The following is a 17,544-nucleotide window of genomic DNA, read 5'->3' as shown; positions in this document are numbered from 1 at the left end:
ACTTGTACAGCACCACAGCACCACAGCACCACAGCACCACAGCACCACAGCACCACAGCACCACAGCACCACAGCACCGCTCTTCCCAATAAATTTTCTTGTAGTTATTTTGCGCTCCACGTATAATCCGCGGCTCGGGTGTCGGCTGAATCAGAGATTGGCTGGCACAAATTAGAAACATCTTTGTATTAGGAATGAGTTATGTCTCTGAATGCAGAAACTAAAGCAGCAATCGTTGCTGAATACGCGCAGTGCGAAAACGACACTGGTTCTCCTGAAGTTCAGGTTGCTTTGCTAACAGCACAAATCAACCACCTTCAAGGTCACTTTGCTAACCACAAACACGACCACCACAGCCGTCGCGGTCTTCTACGCATGGTTTCTCGTCGTCGTAAGCTTCTAGACTACCTAAAAGGTAAGAACCTAGATCGCTACCAAGACCTAATCAAGCGTCTAGGCCTACGTCGCTAAGATTGCTTTTGAGAAAGGAGCCTTATGGCTCCTTTCTTTTTTCCGGTAATTCATCACAATTCACGAGTCGTTTTCGTCGACCTAGAGGTCGCGGCTAATGACAGTTCTTCGATTATTGAGAATTATCATTAGTCGCGATACGTGAAATTGCTGTAAATTGCCTTTCATCACATGACGCTTTTCCTTGTGTCAGATATACTTAACGGCGCAAATAGAAAGCGGAATAAATTTAAGGAAATTCACGTGAATCCTATCGTAAAGACTTTCCAGTACGGTAACCACACGGTTACCCTTGAAACTGGTGTTATGGCGCGTCAGGCGACCGCTGCTGTTATGGTTAGCATGGACGATACATCTGTATTCGTTTCTGTTGTTGGTAAGAAAGAAGCTGTTGAAGGCCAAGATTTCTTCCCGCTAACGGTGAACTACCAGGAGCGTACTTACGCTGCAGGTAAAATCCCAGGTGGTTTCTTCAAGCGTGAAGGCCGTCCATCTGAAGGCGAAACTCTGACAGCCCGTCTGATTGACCGTCCAATCCGTCCGCTATTCCCAGATGCATTCAAAAACGAAGTACAGGTTATCGCGACTGTGGTTTCTGTGAACCCAGACGTTCAGCCTGACATCGTTACTATGATCGGTACATCTGCTGCGCTTGCGATTTCTGGTATCCCGTTCAACGGCCCAATCGGTGCTGCACGTGTAGGTTACATCAACGATCAGTTGGTACTGAACCCAAGCAACACTGAGCTAGAAGATAGCAAGCTAGACCTAGTAGTTGCGGGTACTGAGAGCGCTGTACTGATGGTTGAGTCAGAAGCTGACCGCCTATCTGAAGAGCAGATGCTACAAGCTGTTGTTTTCGGTCACGATCAGCAGCAGGTTGTTATCAATGCGATCAACGAGTTCGCGGCTGAAGTTGCAACTCCAGCTTGGGAGTGGGAAGCACCAGTGGTTAACACTGAGCTGAAAGCCCGTGTTGCTGAGCTTGCAGAAGCTCGCTTGACTGACGCTTACCAGATCACTGAAAAGATGGCGCGTTACGAGCAAGTAGGTGTTATCAAGAACGAAGCGGTTGAAGCGCTTCTTGCCCAAGACGAGACACTAGACGAGCGCGAAATCCGCGGCATGCTAGGTTCTCTAGAGAAGAACGTTGTACGTAGCCGCATCATCGCGGGCAACCCACGTATCGACGGCCGTGAGAAAGACATGGTTCGTGCGCTTGACGTACGCACTGGCGTACTTCCACGTACCCACGGTTCTTCTCTGTTCACCCGTGGTGAAACTCAGGCTCTAGTAACTGCGACTCTGGGTACGCAGCGCGATGCACAGATCATCGACGAGCTAACTGGCGAGCGTAAAGATCACTTCCTGCTGCACTACAACTTCCCTCCATACTGTGTGGGTGAGACTGGCTTTGTAGGTTCGCCTAAGCGTCGTGAAATCGGCCACGGTAAACTGGCTAAGCGTGGTATCGCTGCCGTAATGCCTTCTGTTGACGAGTTCCCATACACAGTACGTGTGGTATCGGAAATCACTGAATCTAACGGTTCTTCTTCAATGGCTTCTGTATGTGGTACGTCTCTTGCGCTTATGGACGCAGGTGTGCCAATCAAAGCATCTGTTGCGGGTATCGCAATGGGTCTTGTGAAAGAAGGCGATGACTTTGTTGTTCTGTCTGACATCCTGGGTGACGAAGACCACCTTGGTGACATGGACTTCAAAGTAGCGGGTACTGAAGACGGCATCACTGCACTGCAGATGGATATCAAGATCGAAGGTATCACTAAAGAAATCATGCAGATTGCTCTGAACCAAGCGAAAGGTGCGCGTACGCACATCCTTAGCGTGATGGATCAGGCTATCAACGCGCCTCGCGAAGAGATTTCTGAGTTCGCTCCTCGTATCCACACGATGAAGATCAACCCAGAGAAGATCAAAGATGTTATCGGTAAGGGTGGCGCAGTTATCCGTGCACTAACGGAAGAAACTGGCACGACTATCGAAATCGAAGACGACGGTACAGTGAAGATCGCGGCAACCGAAGGTACAGCTGCGAAAGAAGCTATCCGCCGTATCGAAGAGATCACCGCTGATGTTGAAGTTGGCCGTATCTACACCGGTAAAGTTATGCGTATCGTTGACTTCGGTGCCTTCGTATCGGTTATCGGTTCGAAAGAAGGTCTTGTTCATATTTCTCAGATCTCTCAAGAGCGTATCGAGAAAGTGGCTGATCACCTTGAGATGGGCCAGGAAGTTCAGGTTAAGGTACTGGAAATCGACCGTCAGGGCCGTATCCGCCTGAGCATGAAAGAAGCACAAGCTGAGCTGAACCCAGCACCGGCTGCTGAAGAGAAGCCAGAAGCATAAGGCTTTTTGCTAAAAGCATGATATAAAGGGGCTATTCAGCCCCTTTTTTTATTATATTTAGAGCTCACCGGAAAATCCCTCGCAATAATCGGTCAGGAGAACGCGGTTGCGTCTCTAATGGGCTACGATGGTATATGCTAGAGGTAGACGTGTCTCACTCAGGGAGAACTGCATTGATTGCAAATAGGATAAAACTCGCATGCTTGGCGATCGTCTTGGTCTTGTCAGGCTGTTCATCACCTAAATCGCAGTGGAACCAGCCTCCGATGGCGGTCCCGTTCCAGCCAACGATCCAACAGCAAATTCAGTTGGCACGCATTGATCAGCTATTGCAACGAGATGATCTTAACAACGAAACCTTGGCCCAGGTGTATTACGAGCGTGGCTTGTTGCATGACAGCTTGGGGCTGCGTGATTTGGCTCGACTGGACTTCAACCAATCCCTATCTTTGAAGCCGGATCAGCCAGATGTGTTCAATATCCTTGGGGTCTACTTTACCCAGGGCGCCCACTTTGACGCCGCTTATGAAGCCTTTGACTCAACCCTGGAGCTCAATGTCCGTCACCCTTTTGCCCAGCGTAACCGCGGTATTGCCCTCTACTATGGCGGTCGCTATGAATTGGCGTTTGAGGATCTTAATGCCCATTACCAGCAGAACATCAACGATCCTTACCGGGTGATTTGGCTGTACCTGACTGAGCTTGAACAAGATCCTGCAACCGCAGCGGAGAAACTGCGCAATCGCTACAATGCGGCTACAGATAACAATGACTGGGGGTGGCAGATCGTCCGCCTTTATCTCGATGATGTCAGTGAGTCAGAATTCCTGCACCAGATCGCCTTAGAGAGTGAGGATAACGATGTACTGGCCGAGCGCCTGACGGAAGCCTACTTCTACCTGGGCAAGCGCTACCATTACAACAAAGATTTCTCATCGGCACTGATGCTCTACAAGCTGACCTTGTCCGGTAATGTGTACGAATTTGTCGAGCACCGTTTTGCCTTGCTAGAACTCAATCGCCTGATGACAGAAGTTAACCTCAGCCAGCCGGTTTCGCTGCCAGAGGAAGAAGAGGTGTAGCCTTCTACTGCTTGCCGACCCCGATTAAAAAGCCGCGGACTACCGCGGCTTTTGTGTGCTTGATGGGGCGAACAATGTTGGCCCTACTCAATGTTAAGGCCGGCCAGATTGTGCCAGTAGCCGTTGCAGTGATGGCCGCCTTCGAGCTTGTGCTGGTGGGCACCCTGCTGGTTGGCACGGAAGGTATCTACCAGGGAAAGGGTATCTATGCCCATTGGGCTCAAACGGACCACATCCACTAGGCCTGCCATGCCAGGTTGATCGTTGATCAGGTTATAGCAGTAACCGGACTGAGTCTGGATCCCGTTGAGGGTGAAGACTTTCTGCTCTTCCTGGCTATTGACCGTGATCCCGGTTGGGTATTTGATACAGCAGGTTTCGCAGTCATCCTTGGCGCGGTCTTCGGCGCGGGCGGTAAAGCAACGCGCCGAGTAGGCCAGCGGCAGGTAGCCGTAGCTGAAGACTTCGGTTTCGAACTTGTCGCGGATCCCCATCTGTTCGCACTCGTTGGCCACGTTTTGCAGCCACTGGCGTGAGAGTTCAACCGGCATACACCAGCGGATCATCCCTTTTTTCAAAAACAGGTTAAGGGTCTGGGCGTTGTAGCAGTTCACCGCCGGGCCGACCACAAAGGGTACCTTGCTTTCGTGGGCCAGCTGGATGGCCGAGACATCGTTGGCCTCAATCGCGAAATCACCGTTATCAATGTACTTTTTCATCACGTTGACTTCGCTCGGTGCTTCGAGCAGCGCCATGGTCGACAGGACCACCTGCTTGCCGGTGGCAGAAAGCTCCTTGGCGATATCGAACCAGTGGGCCGGTTTCATCTCGCGGCGTTTGGAGCAGACGGTTTCACCGAGGTAGATAATATCGGTATTGGCGTCTTTGGCTTGCTGGTAGAACGCTTCGACATCCATTTTTGGCCAGAAATACAGTAGGGGGCCAAGAGAATATTTCATTGTTGGCTCCTTATTGCCATTTGCGGTGGTAGGCACCGAGGGTGGTCTGCTTGCCTTCTGAGACGTTGCCCAGGCAGGCATTCCAAGCCGGCTCGACATGGTAGCTTTCCGGTGAGGCGAGATAGCGATCAATCGCGGCACGCCAAGTACGGGTTACCTGCTCGACGTAGGCCGGGCTGCGCTGGCGGCCTTCGATTTTTACCGAGGCAATATTGGCCTTGAACAGTTCAGGTAAGATTTCCAGGGTGTTGAGACTGGTCGGCTCTTCCAATGCGTGGTAGCGGCGGTTTTCCCCGTCGAGGTTGACGTCAAAGCGGCCTTTGCACAGGGTGGGGTAGCCGGCATTTTCTCCATGGGCGTAGCGGTCGATCAGCACCTCGTTGAGGCGTGACTCGAGCCCGGTCGGGGTCTCCTGCCAGCGAACGTATTTTGCCGGCGAGCAGGCACCGACGGTATTTGGCGATTCGCCCGTCATGTAGGAGGACAGGTAGCAGCGCCCTTCCGACATGATACACAGGCTGCCGAAGGCGAATACCTCCAGTTCGACATCGGTATTGCGAGCCAGCTGCTTCACTTGGTGGATAGACAATACCCGCGGCAAGACGACCCGTTTGACATTGAAATTCTGGCGGTAGAAATCAATGGCAGCCGTATTGGTGGCCGATGCCTGTACCGAAAGGTGCAGCTCGAGATCCGGGTACTTGGTGGCCGCATATTCCAACACCGCGATGTCAGCCACAATCAATGCATCGACGCCCATGGCCGCGGCGTTGTCGACGGCGTTGCGCCAGCGCTCGAAGCCATCGGGATGGGCGAAGGTATTGAGGGCGACATGCAGTTTACGGTCGTGGTCACGTACGTACTGCACGGCTTTTTCGAGTTTACGTCCTGTAAAATTTAAACCTGCAAAGTGGCGCGCATTGGTATCGTCTTTAAAACCGATATAAACCGCGTCGGCACCGTTATCAATGGCAGTTTTCAGCGCCGGCAAGTTACCAGCGGGGCAGAGTAGCTCCATATTATTTTTATCTACCAGTGTTAGAAGAAAGTAATAGAAGCAAATAGTAGGGGGCAGGCTGCCGGCGTGTTTTGATGTCAGGCAGGTTTTGTTGATTTAGGACAACTTATTTTCCACTTTTGCACAGATGAATAACCACTAATGATGGCTTCGTGGATCAATGGTGCTTGTGCAGCGTTGCCTCTAGCTCGTTTTTCGGCAGCGGCTTGTAGAAGTGGAAGCCCTGGATGGCATGGCAGTCGAGATTCGACAGCAGGGTGGCCTGCTGGCGGGTTTCGACCCCTTCGGCAACTACGCTCATGTTGAGGGATTTACCGAGGTTGATGATGTTCTCGATCAGCGTCAGCTGCTTGGGAACCTCTTCGATGTCTTTGATGAAGGCACGGTCGATCTTCAGCTCGTCCAGCGGGAAGCGGGCCAGGTAGGACAGCGATGAGTAGCCGGTACCGAAGTCATCGATAGACAGCGAGAAGCCGAGCTTCTTGATCGCGTTGAGCATCTGGATGGTATGTTCGCCATCGCTCATGACTGCACTTTCGGTGAGCTCGAAGGTAATGTCGTTGGGGTTGACCCCGGTAGCCTTGCGCAGCTTGTCGACAAACTGGATGAGGTTCGGGTTGCCGAATTGCTGCGGTGACAGGTTAATTGCTACTTTGCCCGGCAGTAGCCCTTGGGTTTTCCAGTAGCGGACGGTGGTGAATACCTCGCGCATGACTACTTGGCCGAGTTGCTCGATGAGGCCAGAGCGTTCGGCGACAGGAATAAACTGAGCCGGGCTGATATAGCCCTCGACAGGGTGGTTCCAGCGTACCAGTGCTTCTGCGCCGTTGATTGAAAAATCACGGGCATGCACCTTGGGTTGGTACCACACTTCGAGCCCATTGTTCTGCAATGCTTTCTGGAGCTCGATCTCCAGCCATAGCTGCATTCGGGCCTCTTTGTTCATTTCCTCGCTGAACTTCACGGCCCGGTTACGGCCGCGGTTCTTGGCTTCGTACATGGCCGTGTCGGCATTTTGCAGCAGGATACGGGCGTCATTGCCGTCACCGGGGTATTGCACCATCCCGATAGAACAGGCCAGGTGCTTGCTGAAGTGATGCAAGTCGAAAGGTTGGTTGATCAGGGCAATGACTTGGTCCGCAATCAGGTTGCTTTGCTGGTTATGTTCCGGGTTGGGGAGCACGATGGTGAACTCATCCCCGCTGAGGTGGCCGATGATCGCACTGTCGGGCAACAGCCGCTTGAGCCGCTGAGAAATCTCCTGCAGAACCTGATCACCGATATGGTGCCCGAGTGAATCATTGATGTTTTTGAAATTGTCGATATCGAGGTAGAGCATCACCAGCGGGATCTGCTGGTTGATCAGTTGCTCTAGCTGGCGGCTGATCCCGTGGCGGTTGAGTAGCCCGGTAAGCGGATCGATATGGATGGATGACTCTACTCGGTTCTGCTTGGAGCGTGTTGGGGTGTAGGACTTGAGGATCACCAATTGGGCGGCGGCCCCGAGTACCTCGATAGGCGATGTCGAGAGCTGCAAGGTTTGCGGCTGCGGACAGTGGCGGCTGGTCTGGCATAACCAGCCTTCACCTTGCTGTAGGGAGACCAACTGAGCCGGGGTAACCGGCTGCTGCTGGCTATCGACCACCAGTTTGCTAAATGCCTTGCCCTTGAGATCATTGGGGTGTTCAAAACCGAGCAAGAGTGCGGCTTTATCATTGGCTGAGAGCACCGTGTCATTCTCGACGATACAGCTGCCGTCATGCATCAGCTCATTGAGGGTTTGCAGGTGCTTTTCGTGCTCTTGGATAGCATTGGTCAGGATTTGCCGTTCGGAGGTATCGGCGCAGTGCAGGACTATATGGGTGATTTTATCGCCTTCGCTGCGCAGCGGGGAGAGGCTGAAGTGCATGCTGGTGTCATGATGGTTGTCATCGAGAATGACTTCGCTTTCCAGGGTTTCGCCATTGAAGGCCCGTTCATAGAAGGGACGCATCGCGTGGTAAAAGGTTTTGCCAAGGGTGTCGACATCACTGAGGCCGATAAGCTCTTCACGGCTCAGGCCGCTGAGCTCGCAGTATCGGTTATTAACCATTAAATAGTTGTGCTGCTGATCCAGTACCGCAAACAGGAATGGGCTGTGATCAGTGAGAAGGGGAAACCAATGGTTGAGTTGCTCTGTCGGCATGGTCTTGGGATACTGTTCCGTAGGTTGCTGCCATCCAGCTGCGAGGTGACAGGTGGGTTTGCAACCACTATATCTAGGTCCCTAGCACAATACCAAACTTTACCCGAACAAAGCTGTATTTTTTGACTCAAGGCATAAAATTACTGCCTTGTCTTGCCATACAATTAATAAATATATGCGACCGACTACAGGAAAAATAATTCAGTGATTGCTCAACTTAGAAAACAGCTGGTCCAGAATGGGCCTGCCTTATTGCGTGTTCCTGCCAAACTGGCTCCCTTCCCCCTCCAGAAGAAGGTCATGCTGGAGGGATTGGGCATGGTGTTCAAGGAAGCACTGGAAGATGGCGACTTTGAATTTCTAGAAGATCGTTGGCTGAAAGTGGAAGTGCGTGATCTGGATCTGCGCTGGTACATCAGTTACCAGGATGAGCAATTGGTGGTGGCTGAGCACGTTGAGCAGGAAGATGTGAGCTTCAGTGGTGAGTGCAATGACTTGGTATTAATTGCCGCTCGCAAGGAAGATCCTGATACACTGTTCTTCCAACGTCGCCTTCGCATCGAAGGGGATACCGAGTTGGGGCTGGAAGTGAAAAACTTGATGGATAGTATCGATCTCGACTCGCTCCCGGCACCGGTTAAATTTGTACTGCACCAGTCGGCCGATTTCATCCACAAAGGCATGCAGTCGGCGGCTGGGCAAGAAGAGGTCATGAATGCTCATTAGAACTGAGGCCCCGGCCGATATTATGCCGATTGATACTTTGCTGAAGTCTGTTTTTGAAACGGAGGCCGAAGCCGAGTTGGTCATGCGGTTGCGGGAAAACGGCAAGCGCACCCTGTCGCTGGTGGCGTGCACTGACGACGGTGAGCTGATTGGCCATGCCTTTTTTAGCCCGGTTATGCTTGATGGCGAGGATCACTGCTGGCAAGGGCTGGCCCCTATGGCGATCAAGCCTGAGTATCAGCGTCAGGGCATAGGCCTGGCCATGCTGGAAGAAGCCAAGCAGACGCTGGCAGAACTCGGCTACCCGGTGGTGGTGGTACTGGGTCACCCAGACTATTATCCGAAAGCTGGCTTTACACCGGCGGCCCCTCAAGGCATTCAATGCCCGTGGCCGGTGCCGGAAGAGGTCTTCATGGTATTGGAAGTGGTACCCGGAGCGATGGGCGATAAGACCGGCATGATCAGCTATAGCGAAGAGTTCGACGCGCTGTAGGTTGTCAGCGAAAATCAGTTACATGAAAATACCACCGCGAGGTGGTATTTTTTTGTGTTTTGATTTGCCTGCTATCTGTCCTTTTCCATCCTTGCGGATAGGCCAGAATATTACTCAGTTTGGGATAAATTCTGGTAGTATTCCCGGCCAAAGTGAACATCATCAAGGTGAGTGGATGAAACAGCGTGATTTACAGTTGATGAAGGCGATCGGGTTGACCTATTGGCAGATCCGTAAACCGGGCTTTTTTCCCGAGCAGGAGCAGCCGGTGATTGACCTGCCGGAAAGCTGTAAGTTGTTGTTTGTTTGCGATGAAGAGCTGGACGAGCACGACCGTTGGCTGTTTGGCCGGATCCTGGGCAGCATGAAGCTCAAGCCGGAGCAAGCGCTATGTATTCCGGCGGAAGCGGTTGAGCAAGTTCGCGAACATCAGCTGAAATGGTGTTGGGTGGCCGGTTGTGAAGCCGCCCATCCGGCGGACTGCCAACTGCTGACGTCGGCTTCACTGAAATCGATGCATACCAACCCCGGCGCGAAAAAAGCGCTGTGGCAACAGATTTGTTCTTATGACGCATAACATTGTGACTTTGGCGCCCCATCATCTCGATGATGTCTGGCGCATCGAGCAGGCGGCCCATGCCTTTCCTTGGGCAGAATCATTGATCCGCAAAGAGCCCAATAAATTGGCACTTAACTGTGGGTTGGAGATAGATGGCCAGCTGGTCGGTTATTGCTTCGGCCAGCTGGTGGCAGGCGAAGCGACCCTGCTCAACATCGCTGTCGACCCGGCCTGCCAGGGCAAAGGCTACGGCAAGGCTTTACTGGAAGGCTTCATTACCCTTGTTGAGCAACAAAAAGGCGAGGAAGTCTGGCTGGAAGTCAGGGCGAGCAATACCCGGGCTTACCAGCTGTACGAGTCGCTCGGCTTTAACGAAATCAACCGCCGCGAAGGGTACTACCCGGCAGAAAATGGTCGCGAGGATGCGCTGATCATGACCTACTTGGTGATGTAGCATTTCGCTCGTTGTTGCCGGCAGGCCCTGCCGGCATGTTACCGCTGTCTCTTTGGCCGGAGTTTGCGTATAATTCCGCCATCTTTATCGCACCGGCTCGCGGCAGTCGCAGTCGTTCGATTATTGAAATCTCTAACAGGATTATCAACGCTTATGTCTTTTCAAACTGAAGTGAGCAAACGCCGTACGTTTGCGATCATTTCTCACCCGGATGCGGGTAAAACAACCATTACCGAAAAAGTCCTGCTGTTCGGAAACGCGATCCAGAAAGCGGGTACCGTTAAGGGCCGCGGCTCCAACCAGCATGCCAAGTCAGACTGGATGGAGATGGAAAAAGAACGTGGTATCTCGGTGACCACGTCGGTGATGCAGTTCCCCTACAACGATTGTCTGGTAAACCTGCTAGATACCCCGGGACACGAAGATTTCTCGGAAGATACCTACCGTACGCTAACGGCGGTTGACTCATGCCTGATGGTGATCGATGCGGCCAAAGGTGTCGAGGATCGTACCCGCAAGCTGATGGAAGTGACCCGTCTGCGTGATACGCCAATCGTGACCTTCATGAACAAATTGGACCGCGATATCCGCGATCCGATGGAGCTGCTTGACGAAGTCGAAACCGAACTGAACATGGCGTGTGCGCCGGTATCATGGCCGATTGGCTGTGGTAAGGAGTTCAAGGGTGTATACCATATCCACCGTGACGAGACGATCCTGTACAGCACCGGTCAGGGCCATACCATCCAGGAAGAACGCATCATCAAGGGCTTGGATAACCCTGAGTTGGATGCCGCGGTGGGTGACGATCTTGCCGAACAGTTGCGCGAAGAGCTGGAGCTGGTGATCGGTGCATCGCACGAGTTCGACCGAGAACTGTTCCTGAGCGGTGAGCTAACCCCGGTCTTCTTCGGTACCGCATTGGGTAACTTCGGTGTTGACCACATGCTAGATGGCCTGACGGAGTGGGCGCCTGCGCCGATGCCGCGTAAAGCCAATGAGCGTGAAGTCGAAGCGACCGAAGAGAAATTCTCCGGTTTCGTCTTTAAGATCCAGGCCAACATGGATCCTAAGCACCGTGACCGTATTGCCTTCATGCGAATTGTATCGGGCACCTACAGCCAGGGCATGAAGATGAACCATGTCCGTACTGGTAAGAACGTGAGTATCTCCGATGCGGTAACCTTCATGGCCGGTGACCGCGCGCGTGCGGAAAAAGCCTATGCGGGTGACATTATCGGTTTGCACAACCACGGTACTATCCAGATCGGTGATACTTTCACCCAGGGTGAGAGCCTGAAGTTTGCCGGTATTCCTAACTTTGCGCCGGAGTTGTTCCGTCGTATTCGCCTCAAAGATCCTCTCAAGCAGAAGCAGCTGCTAAAAGGTCTGGTCCAGCTGTCGGAAGAAGGCGCGGTACAGGTATTCCGTCCGCTGCAGAACAACGACCTGATCGTCGGTGCGGTGGGTGTGCTTCAGTTTGACGTGGTGGTTGCCCGCCTGAAAGCGGAATACAACGTGGAAGCGATCTACGAAGGCGTCAACGTCGCAACGGCCCGCTGGGTTGAATGCGATGACAGCAAGAAGCTGGAAGAATTCAAACGCAAGAACCAGTCTAACCTGGCATTGGATGGCGGTGATAACCTGTCTTACATCGCACCGACCATGGTTAACCTGAACCTGGCCAAAGAGCGCTTCCCTGATATTGACTTCCGTGCAACCCGCGAGCACTAATTCGCACTAGGCCACGGGCATCAAGCTCTACCTCGAAGCCGTCACACTGTGGCGGCTTTTTTTGTACTTTTTGTGAAGCGGACCTCCCCCGGCCAGGTTTGGGTCGACTATTCTGGTTATGCAGGCTGGTGCATTGGGTTGCCAACGCATTGGCAAAAAGGCACATGCGACAAACCATGGGGATGCTGGCATGAACAGGGGCAACGATAACATCGCACTCAGTACCGCGTTGGCGGCAGATAATCAGATCTATACCTTGCAAGGCGAGGCGTTCCCGCTCGGTTCGTCGGTGCGCGAGGGCGGGGTGAACTTCAGTCTCTACTCCAAAGATGCCACCCGGGTGACGTTGCACTTGTTTGCCAGTGCCGACTCAGCCGGGCCGTTTCGCTCTTTCGAGCTCAGCCCGGTGCTGCACAAGCGCGGCCATTACTGGTTTATCTTTGTCGGCAATATTGGCCACGGCCAGCACTACGGCTTTCAGGTGGACGGGCCTTGGGTTCCCGAGCGGGGGTTGCGTTTTGATAGCGACAAAATCCTGATTGATCCCTATTGCCAGGCGGTGGGGATTGGCCATAACTACCGCCGGCTGCGGGCAGTCGAGTCGGGCAGCAACATCGACGCCTGCATGAAGAGTATCGTGGTTGACCACAGCGGCTTCGACTGGCAGGGGGATGTGGCCCCACGCCACTCGCTGACCGATACCATCATCTATGAAATGCATGTGGCCGGCTTTACCCGCCACTCTTCTTCCGGCGTAGAGACGGCCAAGAAGGGGACCTTTTCCGGGATCATCGATAAAATCCCTTACCTGAAATCGCTCGGCGTCACAGCCGTCGAGCTGATGCCCGTCCAGCAGTTCGATATCGATGATGGGCCGGAAGGGCGGGGGAATTACTGGGGCTACAGCCCGATCAATTTCTTTGCCGTTCATGCCGACTACTGTGTCGAGAAAGCCCCCCTCAGTGCCATCGATGAATTCAAAACTCTGGTCCGTGAGCTGCACAAGGCAGATATCGAGGTGATCCTCGATGTAGTCTTCAACCATACCGCCGAAGGGGATGAGCAGGGGCCGACGTTCTGTTTCAAGGGGCTGCAAAACGGGGCTTACTACCTGCTGGACAGGGAGACAGGGCGCTATAGAAACTACAGCGGCTGTGGCAATACCTGCAACGCCAACCACAGTGTCCTGCGGCGGATGATCATTGATGCCCTGCATTACTGGGTGACGGAGATGCATGTTGACGGCTTCCGGTTTGACCTGGCCTCGGTGCTGGCCCGCGATAGCCAGGGCAAACCGATGCGGGAGCCGCCGCTGCTGTGGTCGATCGATTCGGATCCGATCCTGTGCAGTACCAAGATCATCGCCGAGGCCTGGGATGCGGCAGGCCTGTATCAGGTCGGTTCGTTTATCGGAGATCGCTGGAATGAATGGAACGGCAAGTTCCGTGACGATGTTAGGGCATTCTGGCGTGGTGATGCTGGTTACGTCAGCCGGTTTGCCTCGCGGATCTTGGGGTCGCCGGACATGTACTGCAGCCACCACCATTCGCCGCACCGCTCGGTGAACTTCATTTGTGCCCATGACGGCTTCACCCTCAACGACCTGGTGAGCTACAGCGAAAAGCACAACGAGGCCAACGGGGAGGGCAATCGCGATGGTGACAACCATAACCTGTCAAGCAACTACGGGGTGGAAGGGCCGACGGCCATTGCCGAGATAGAATCGCTGCGCCACCGCCAGTGTAAGAACATGCTGGCGACACTGTTCCTGGCGCTCGGTACCCCGATGCTCAATATGGGCGACGAAGTGCGCCGGACCCAGCAGGGCAACAACAATGCCTACTGCCAAGATAATGAAATCAGCTGGTTTGACTGGAGCTTGGTGGATACCCACAGCGATTTGCTGCGCTTTGTCACTTTGCTAAGCCAGTTGCGCACCGCCGAGCCGACCATCGACTGGAACATGCACATGTCGCTTAATTCGGTGCTCGAGGATGTCGGGATCCGCTGGCACGGGATCCAGCCCGGCCAGCCCGATTGGTCGGAAAACTCTCATTCCATCGCCTTGACAGTGTACCACCCGATCACCCAGGACGAGCTGTACGTGATCTGCAATGCCTTCTGGGATCCGCTGGAGTTTACCCTGCCGGATCGCCACAGCAGCGACTGGCACCTGGTGATCAATACCGCCAAGCCGTCCCCCTATGATATTTATCCCATCGATGACGCACCGCTCTATACCCGCGATACCATCTTGGCGACCGGGCGTAGTATGATCGTTATGGTTGCCAAGGCCACCAAAACGACAACCTAACAGGATAGATAGCCATGATGTCACTCATAAAGCGTGGGATAGCGGTCTATGACCGCTGGTGTGAAAAAATGGGTCTGGTGCCCGAGAATCGCCGCTGCTGTGCGCCGGTTCGCTATGACAGTGACGACCCTCGCCACCCAGCCAACAGGCAGAGTGGCGCTGCCGTACAGGGCAAGTCGGATGCTGATTGATAGCCACTGTCATTTTGATTTTGCGCCGTTTTGTGATGACCCCGAGCATTACTTGGCATTGGCCCGCCAGGCCGGGGTAGAGAAGATCGTGATCCCGGCCGTCGGGCAGCGGAACTGGCAGGTGCTGCGTGACTTGTCCGGAAGCTTCCCCAACCTCTATTTTGGCCTGGGGTTACACCCTTTTTTCAGTACCGAGCATGATGCAAACGCCTTGTCGCAGTTGGAGTCGGCGCTGGCCGCAGAGGCTGTGCTGCGAGAAAAAAGCGTATCTCGCTGCGTTGCTGTTGGGGAATGTGGACTAGACTTTGCCATTGTGAATGCCGATAGAGATCAACAGATTTCGTTATTGGCAGCCCAGTTACAGCTGGCCAACCGCTTTGAACTGCCGGTGATTTTGCATTGCCGCAAGGCGTTTCCCGAGTTGCTTCGGGTTTTGAGGCAAAACAGGCCGATTGCCGGTGGGGTGTACCATGGATTTAGTGGTAGCCACCAACAGGCACAGCAGCTTATTGATCTAGGTATCAAAATTGGTGTCGGGGGAACGATTACATATCGCCGGGCCAATAAGACTCGAAATACAATAGCTGCACTGCCACTGGATGCATTGCTGCTGGAAACGGACGCACCAGACATGCCAGTCGCTGGGTTTCAAGGGGAGCCAAACCGACCTGATCGGTTAGTGAATGTGCTGGGTGAGCTTGCAGCGATCCGGGCGGAAAGTGAACAGGAAATTAAGCAGGTCATTAGCTTAACCACTGCTGAACTTTTCCGTATCCAGGTGTGAATGAGCATCACAAAATAAACGTTTGCGTAAAACGTTTGCGTTAAAGTGTGATGGGTCTCACATTTGGAATTGAACTTTCACTCCCTTTCCTTGCAAACTGTGAAGTCGGCATTATTTTATCCGCCGCAGCATGAGTATAATGCGCCGGACTCTTAATGAGCCGAATTGTCGAGACGCCAAACTTAACTAAAGGGAAGCCATAAACTATGAGCATGTTTATGAGCCTGGTTGGGATGGCAGTACTGCTAGGTCTTGCAGTACTTCTATCTGATAACCGTAAAGCTATCAATCTACGTACTGTGGGTGGTGCATTTGCCATCCAATTCTGTTTGGGTGCATTTGTTCTTTATGTACCTGTTGGCCGTGACGTACTGTATGGTATGTCTAACGCCGTTGCCAACGTTATCGCCTACGGTAACGACGGTATCAACTTCCTATTCGGTGGCCTAACTTCAGACAAAATGTTTGAAGTGTTCGGTGGTGGCGGCTTCGTGTTTGCCCTGCGCGTACTACCAGTAATTGTTTTCTTCTCTGCACTGATCAGCGTACTTTACTACCTGGGCATCATGCAGGTTGTGATCAACATCCTAGGTGGTGGTCTGCAGAAAGCACTGGGTACTTCTCGTGCCGAATCAATGTCTGCAACAGCTAACATCTTCGTTGGTCAAACGGAAGCTCCTTTGGTTATCCGTCCGTTCGTACCAAAAATGACTCAGTCTGAGCTGTTCGCGGTTATGTGTGGTGGTCTGGCGTCTGTAGCGGGTGGTGTACTTGCGGGTTATGCTTCTATGGGTGTACCTCTAGAATACCTGATCGCTGCTTCATTCATGGCAGCTCCGGGTGGTCTTCTATTTGCTAAGATCATCAAGCCTGAAACTGAAGAGCCAATTGAGCAGCTTGCAAGCGATGCAAATGCAGGTGACGACAAGCCAGCTAACGTCATTGACGCAGCGGCAGCGGGTGCCTCTTCTGGTATGCAGCTAGCGCTAAACGTGGGTGCAATGCTTCTAGCCTTCATCGGTCTGATCGCTCTAATCAACGGTATGCTAGGTGGCATCGGTGGTTGGTTCGGTATGCCTGAGCTGACTCTAGAGCTTATCCTAGGTTACGTATTCTCTCCTCTTGCATTCCTAATCGGTGTGCCATGGGAAGAAGCAACGATCGCAGGTTCTTTCATCGGTCAGAAGCTGGTAGTTAACGAATTCGTTGCTTACCTGAACTTTGCCCCATACCTAGCTGAAGGTGCTGCAGTTACTCTATCTACGAAGACTGAAGCAATCATCTCGTTCGCTCTATGTGGTTTCGCCAACCTATCTTCAGTAGCAATCCTACTGGGTGGTCTAGGTGGTCTGGCGCCAAGCCGTCGCCACGATATCGCACGCTTCGGTATGAAAGCTGTTGCCGCTGGTACGCTTTCTAACCTGATGTCTGCAACTATCGCAGGTCTATTCATCAGCCTTGCTTAATTATAGCGAGCTGAAAGCCTGATAAAACGCCGCGGGTAACCGCGGCGTTTTTGTATGTAAAAAACACGGGTTTCTGGTTCCTAGGTCCTAGATCCTGGGAAGAGCGAAAAGCAGAAGTAAGAGCTTGGCGTATCATAGCTATAAGCGAGTGCTACTTGCAGAACCCAGAACCCAGAACCCAGAACCCAGAACCCAGAACCCAGAGCTCTTTCTCCAGGAACTAGGATCGCTCTTTCCCCTAGGATCTTGAATCAACAGATTCAGTAAACATCTTCCCCATCGTTTCTATTTGATGCCATAAAATCGATTGCGCTCCGGTTTCTGGCAAAACCCTCTGCTACCATTACTTTCATCGCGGGGCAGGCTACACTTTCTTTGTGCTGTACCAGACAGAGAAAATGATTATGAATGAAGTACTGCTGGCGATGATTGCTGGGTTTATTGTCGGAGTGTTGTTTTCTGCGATTAAACTGCCAATTCCGGCACCCCCGGTGCTCCCGGGTGTGATGGGCATTGTAGGTGTCTATGTGGGTGGGGTTGCCTACCAATGGATCGTTGAACGGTTCTTTACCTAGCCACTGGGGCAGGCCCAGAACAGAACAGGACAGTGGACAATTCCTTTCGTTGGGTAAACACATTGTCCACGCTGGGAAACGTAACTTTCGTGGTGGCAACTAGGCCTGCTTGGTATTATAGAGCAGCACCATCACAAACAGATTTTCGTTGCTCAGGTCAATACCG

At 52.9% G+C, this 17,544-nt stretch carries 16 protein-coding genes; 13 read left to right on the top strand and 3 right to left on the bottom strand.

The window, feature by feature from the left end:
* Window positions 1-201 precede the first annotated feature (201 nt).
* From rpsO to nlpI, 3 genes are all read left to right on the top strand, one after another.
* Window positions 202-471: a 30S ribosomal protein S15 gene (gene rpsO, locus PTW35_RS14720; protein WP_005369538.1), complete on the top strand. Its 270-nt coding sequence runs from the start codon at window positions 202-204 to the stop codon at window positions 469-471.
* Between the two features lie 243 nt (window positions 472-714).
* Window positions 715-2,838, top strand: a complete 2,124-nt coding sequence (gene pnp, locus PTW35_RS14715) for a polyribonucleotide nucleotidyltransferase (RefSeq protein ID WP_281025628.1) — start codon at window positions 715-717, stop codon at window positions 2,836-2,838.
* Between the two features lie 173 nt (window positions 2,839-3,011).
* Window positions 3,012-3,920, top strand: a complete 909-nt coding sequence (gene nlpI / locus PTW35_RS14710; protein ID WP_281025627.1) for a lipoprotein NlpI — start codon at window positions 3,012-3,014, stop codon at window positions 3,918-3,920.
* 83 nt (window positions 3,921-4,003) lie between these two features.
* Here the strand turns inward: nlpI and PTW35_RS14705 are convergent, their stop codons facing one another.
* The 3 genes from PTW35_RS14705 to PTW35_RS14695 all read right to left on the bottom strand — a co-directional run bounded on the left by PTW35_RS14705 (window position 4,004) and on the right by PTW35_RS14695 (window position 8,082).
* Window positions 4,004-4,879 (bottom strand): U32 family peptidase, encoded by an 876-nt coding sequence (locus tag PTW35_RS14705; RefSeq protein WP_281025626.1) that lies wholly within the window; start codon window positions 4,877-4,879, stop codon window positions 4,004-4,006.
* Window positions 4,880-4,889: 10 nt separating this feature from the next.
* Window positions 4,890-5,897: a peptidase U32 family protein gene (locus tag PTW35_RS14700; protein WP_281025625.1), complete on the bottom strand. Its 1,008-nt coding sequence runs from the start codon at window positions 5,895-5,897 to the stop codon at window positions 4,890-4,892.
* Window positions 5,898-6,054: 157 nt separating this feature from the next.
* Window positions 6,055-8,082 carry a GGDEF and EAL domain-containing protein gene (locus PTW35_RS14695; RefSeq protein ID WP_281025624.1) on the bottom strand — a complete coding sequence of 676 codons (2,028 nt, stop codon included), beginning with the start codon at window positions 8,080-8,082 and terminating at the stop codon, window positions 6,055-6,057.
* Window positions 8,083-8,286: 204 nt separating this feature from the next.
* Here PTW35_RS14695 and PTW35_RS14690 point away from each other — a divergent pair, with 204 nt between their 5' ends.
* From PTW35_RS14690 to PTW35_RS14645, 10 genes are all read left to right on the top strand, one after another.
* Complete coding sequence (locus PTW35_RS14690; protein WP_281025623.1) at window positions 8,287-8,808, top strand: SCP2 domain-containing protein; 522 nt, start codon at window positions 8,287-8,289, stop codon at window positions 8,806-8,808.
* Window positions 8,798-9,301: an N-acetyltransferase gene (locus tag PTW35_RS14685; protein ID WP_281025622.1), complete on the top strand. Its 504-nt coding sequence runs from the start codon at window positions 8,798-8,800 to the stop codon at window positions 9,299-9,301. The genes PTW35_RS14690 and PTW35_RS14685 overlap by 11 nt, the downstream gene beginning before the upstream one ends.
* A gap of 175 nt (window positions 9,302-9,476) precedes the next feature.
* Window positions 9,477-9,878: a DNA polymerase III subunit psi gene (locus tag PTW35_RS14680; RefSeq protein ID WP_281025621.1), complete on the top strand. Its 402-nt coding sequence runs from the start codon at window positions 9,477-9,479 to the stop codon at window positions 9,876-9,878.
* Window positions 9,868-10,314: a ribosomal protein S18-alanine N-acetyltransferase gene (rimI, locus tag PTW35_RS14675; protein WP_281025620.1), complete on the top strand. Its 447-nt coding sequence runs from the start codon at window positions 9,868-9,870 to the stop codon at window positions 10,312-10,314. The genes PTW35_RS14680 and rimI overlap by 11 nt, the downstream gene beginning before the upstream one ends.
* Window positions 10,315-10,467: 153 nt before the next feature.
* The gene (prfC, locus tag PTW35_RS14670) at window positions 10,468-12,048 is read left to right on the top strand and encodes a peptide chain release factor 3 (protein WP_281025619.1); all 1,581 of its coding nucleotides are present in this window, start codon (window positions 10,468-10,470) and stop codon (window positions 12,046-12,048) included.
* A gap of 190 nt (window positions 12,049-12,238) precedes the next feature.
* Window positions 12,239-14,362, top strand: coding sequence for a glycogen debranching protein GlgX (gene glgX / locus PTW35_RS14665; protein ID WP_281025618.1), 2,124 nt, complete (start codon window positions 12,239-12,241; stop codon window positions 14,360-14,362).
* 14 nt (window positions 14,363-14,376) lie between these two features.
* The gene (locus PTW35_RS14660) at window positions 14,377-14,553 is read left to right on the top strand and encodes a hypothetical protein (RefSeq protein ID WP_281025617.1); all 177 of its coding nucleotides are present in this window, start codon (window positions 14,377-14,379) and stop codon (window positions 14,551-14,553) included.
* Window positions 14,543-15,337 carry a TatD family hydrolase gene (locus PTW35_RS14655; protein WP_281025616.1) on the top strand — a complete coding sequence of 265 codons (795 nt, stop codon included), beginning with the start codon at window positions 14,543-14,545 and terminating at the stop codon, window positions 15,335-15,337. Before PTW35_RS14660 ends, PTW35_RS14655 begins: the two co-directional genes overlap by 11 nt.
* Window positions 15,338-15,543: 206 nt before the next feature.
* Window positions 15,544-16,803: a NupC/NupG family nucleoside CNT transporter gene (locus PTW35_RS14650; RefSeq protein WP_281025615.1), complete on the top strand. Its 1,260-nt coding sequence runs from the start codon at window positions 15,544-15,546 to the stop codon at window positions 16,801-16,803.
* A gap of 404 nt (window positions 16,804-17,207) precedes the next feature.
* Entirely contained in the window at window positions 17,208-17,378 is a 171-nt protein-coding gene (locus tag PTW35_RS14645) for a XapX domain-containing protein (protein WP_039469530.1), read from the top strand.
* Window positions 17,379-17,544 lie beyond the last annotated feature (166 nt).

The sequence above is a fragment of the Photobacterium sp. DA100 genome (assembly GCF_029223585.1).
In the GTDB taxonomy this organism is placed as follows: Bacteria; Pseudomonadota; Gammaproteobacteria; order Enterobacterales; family Vibrionaceae; genus Photobacterium.
The sequence above is the reverse complement of the archived record's forward strand: the minus strand, read 5'-3'. Positions and strand labels throughout refer to the sequence as shown.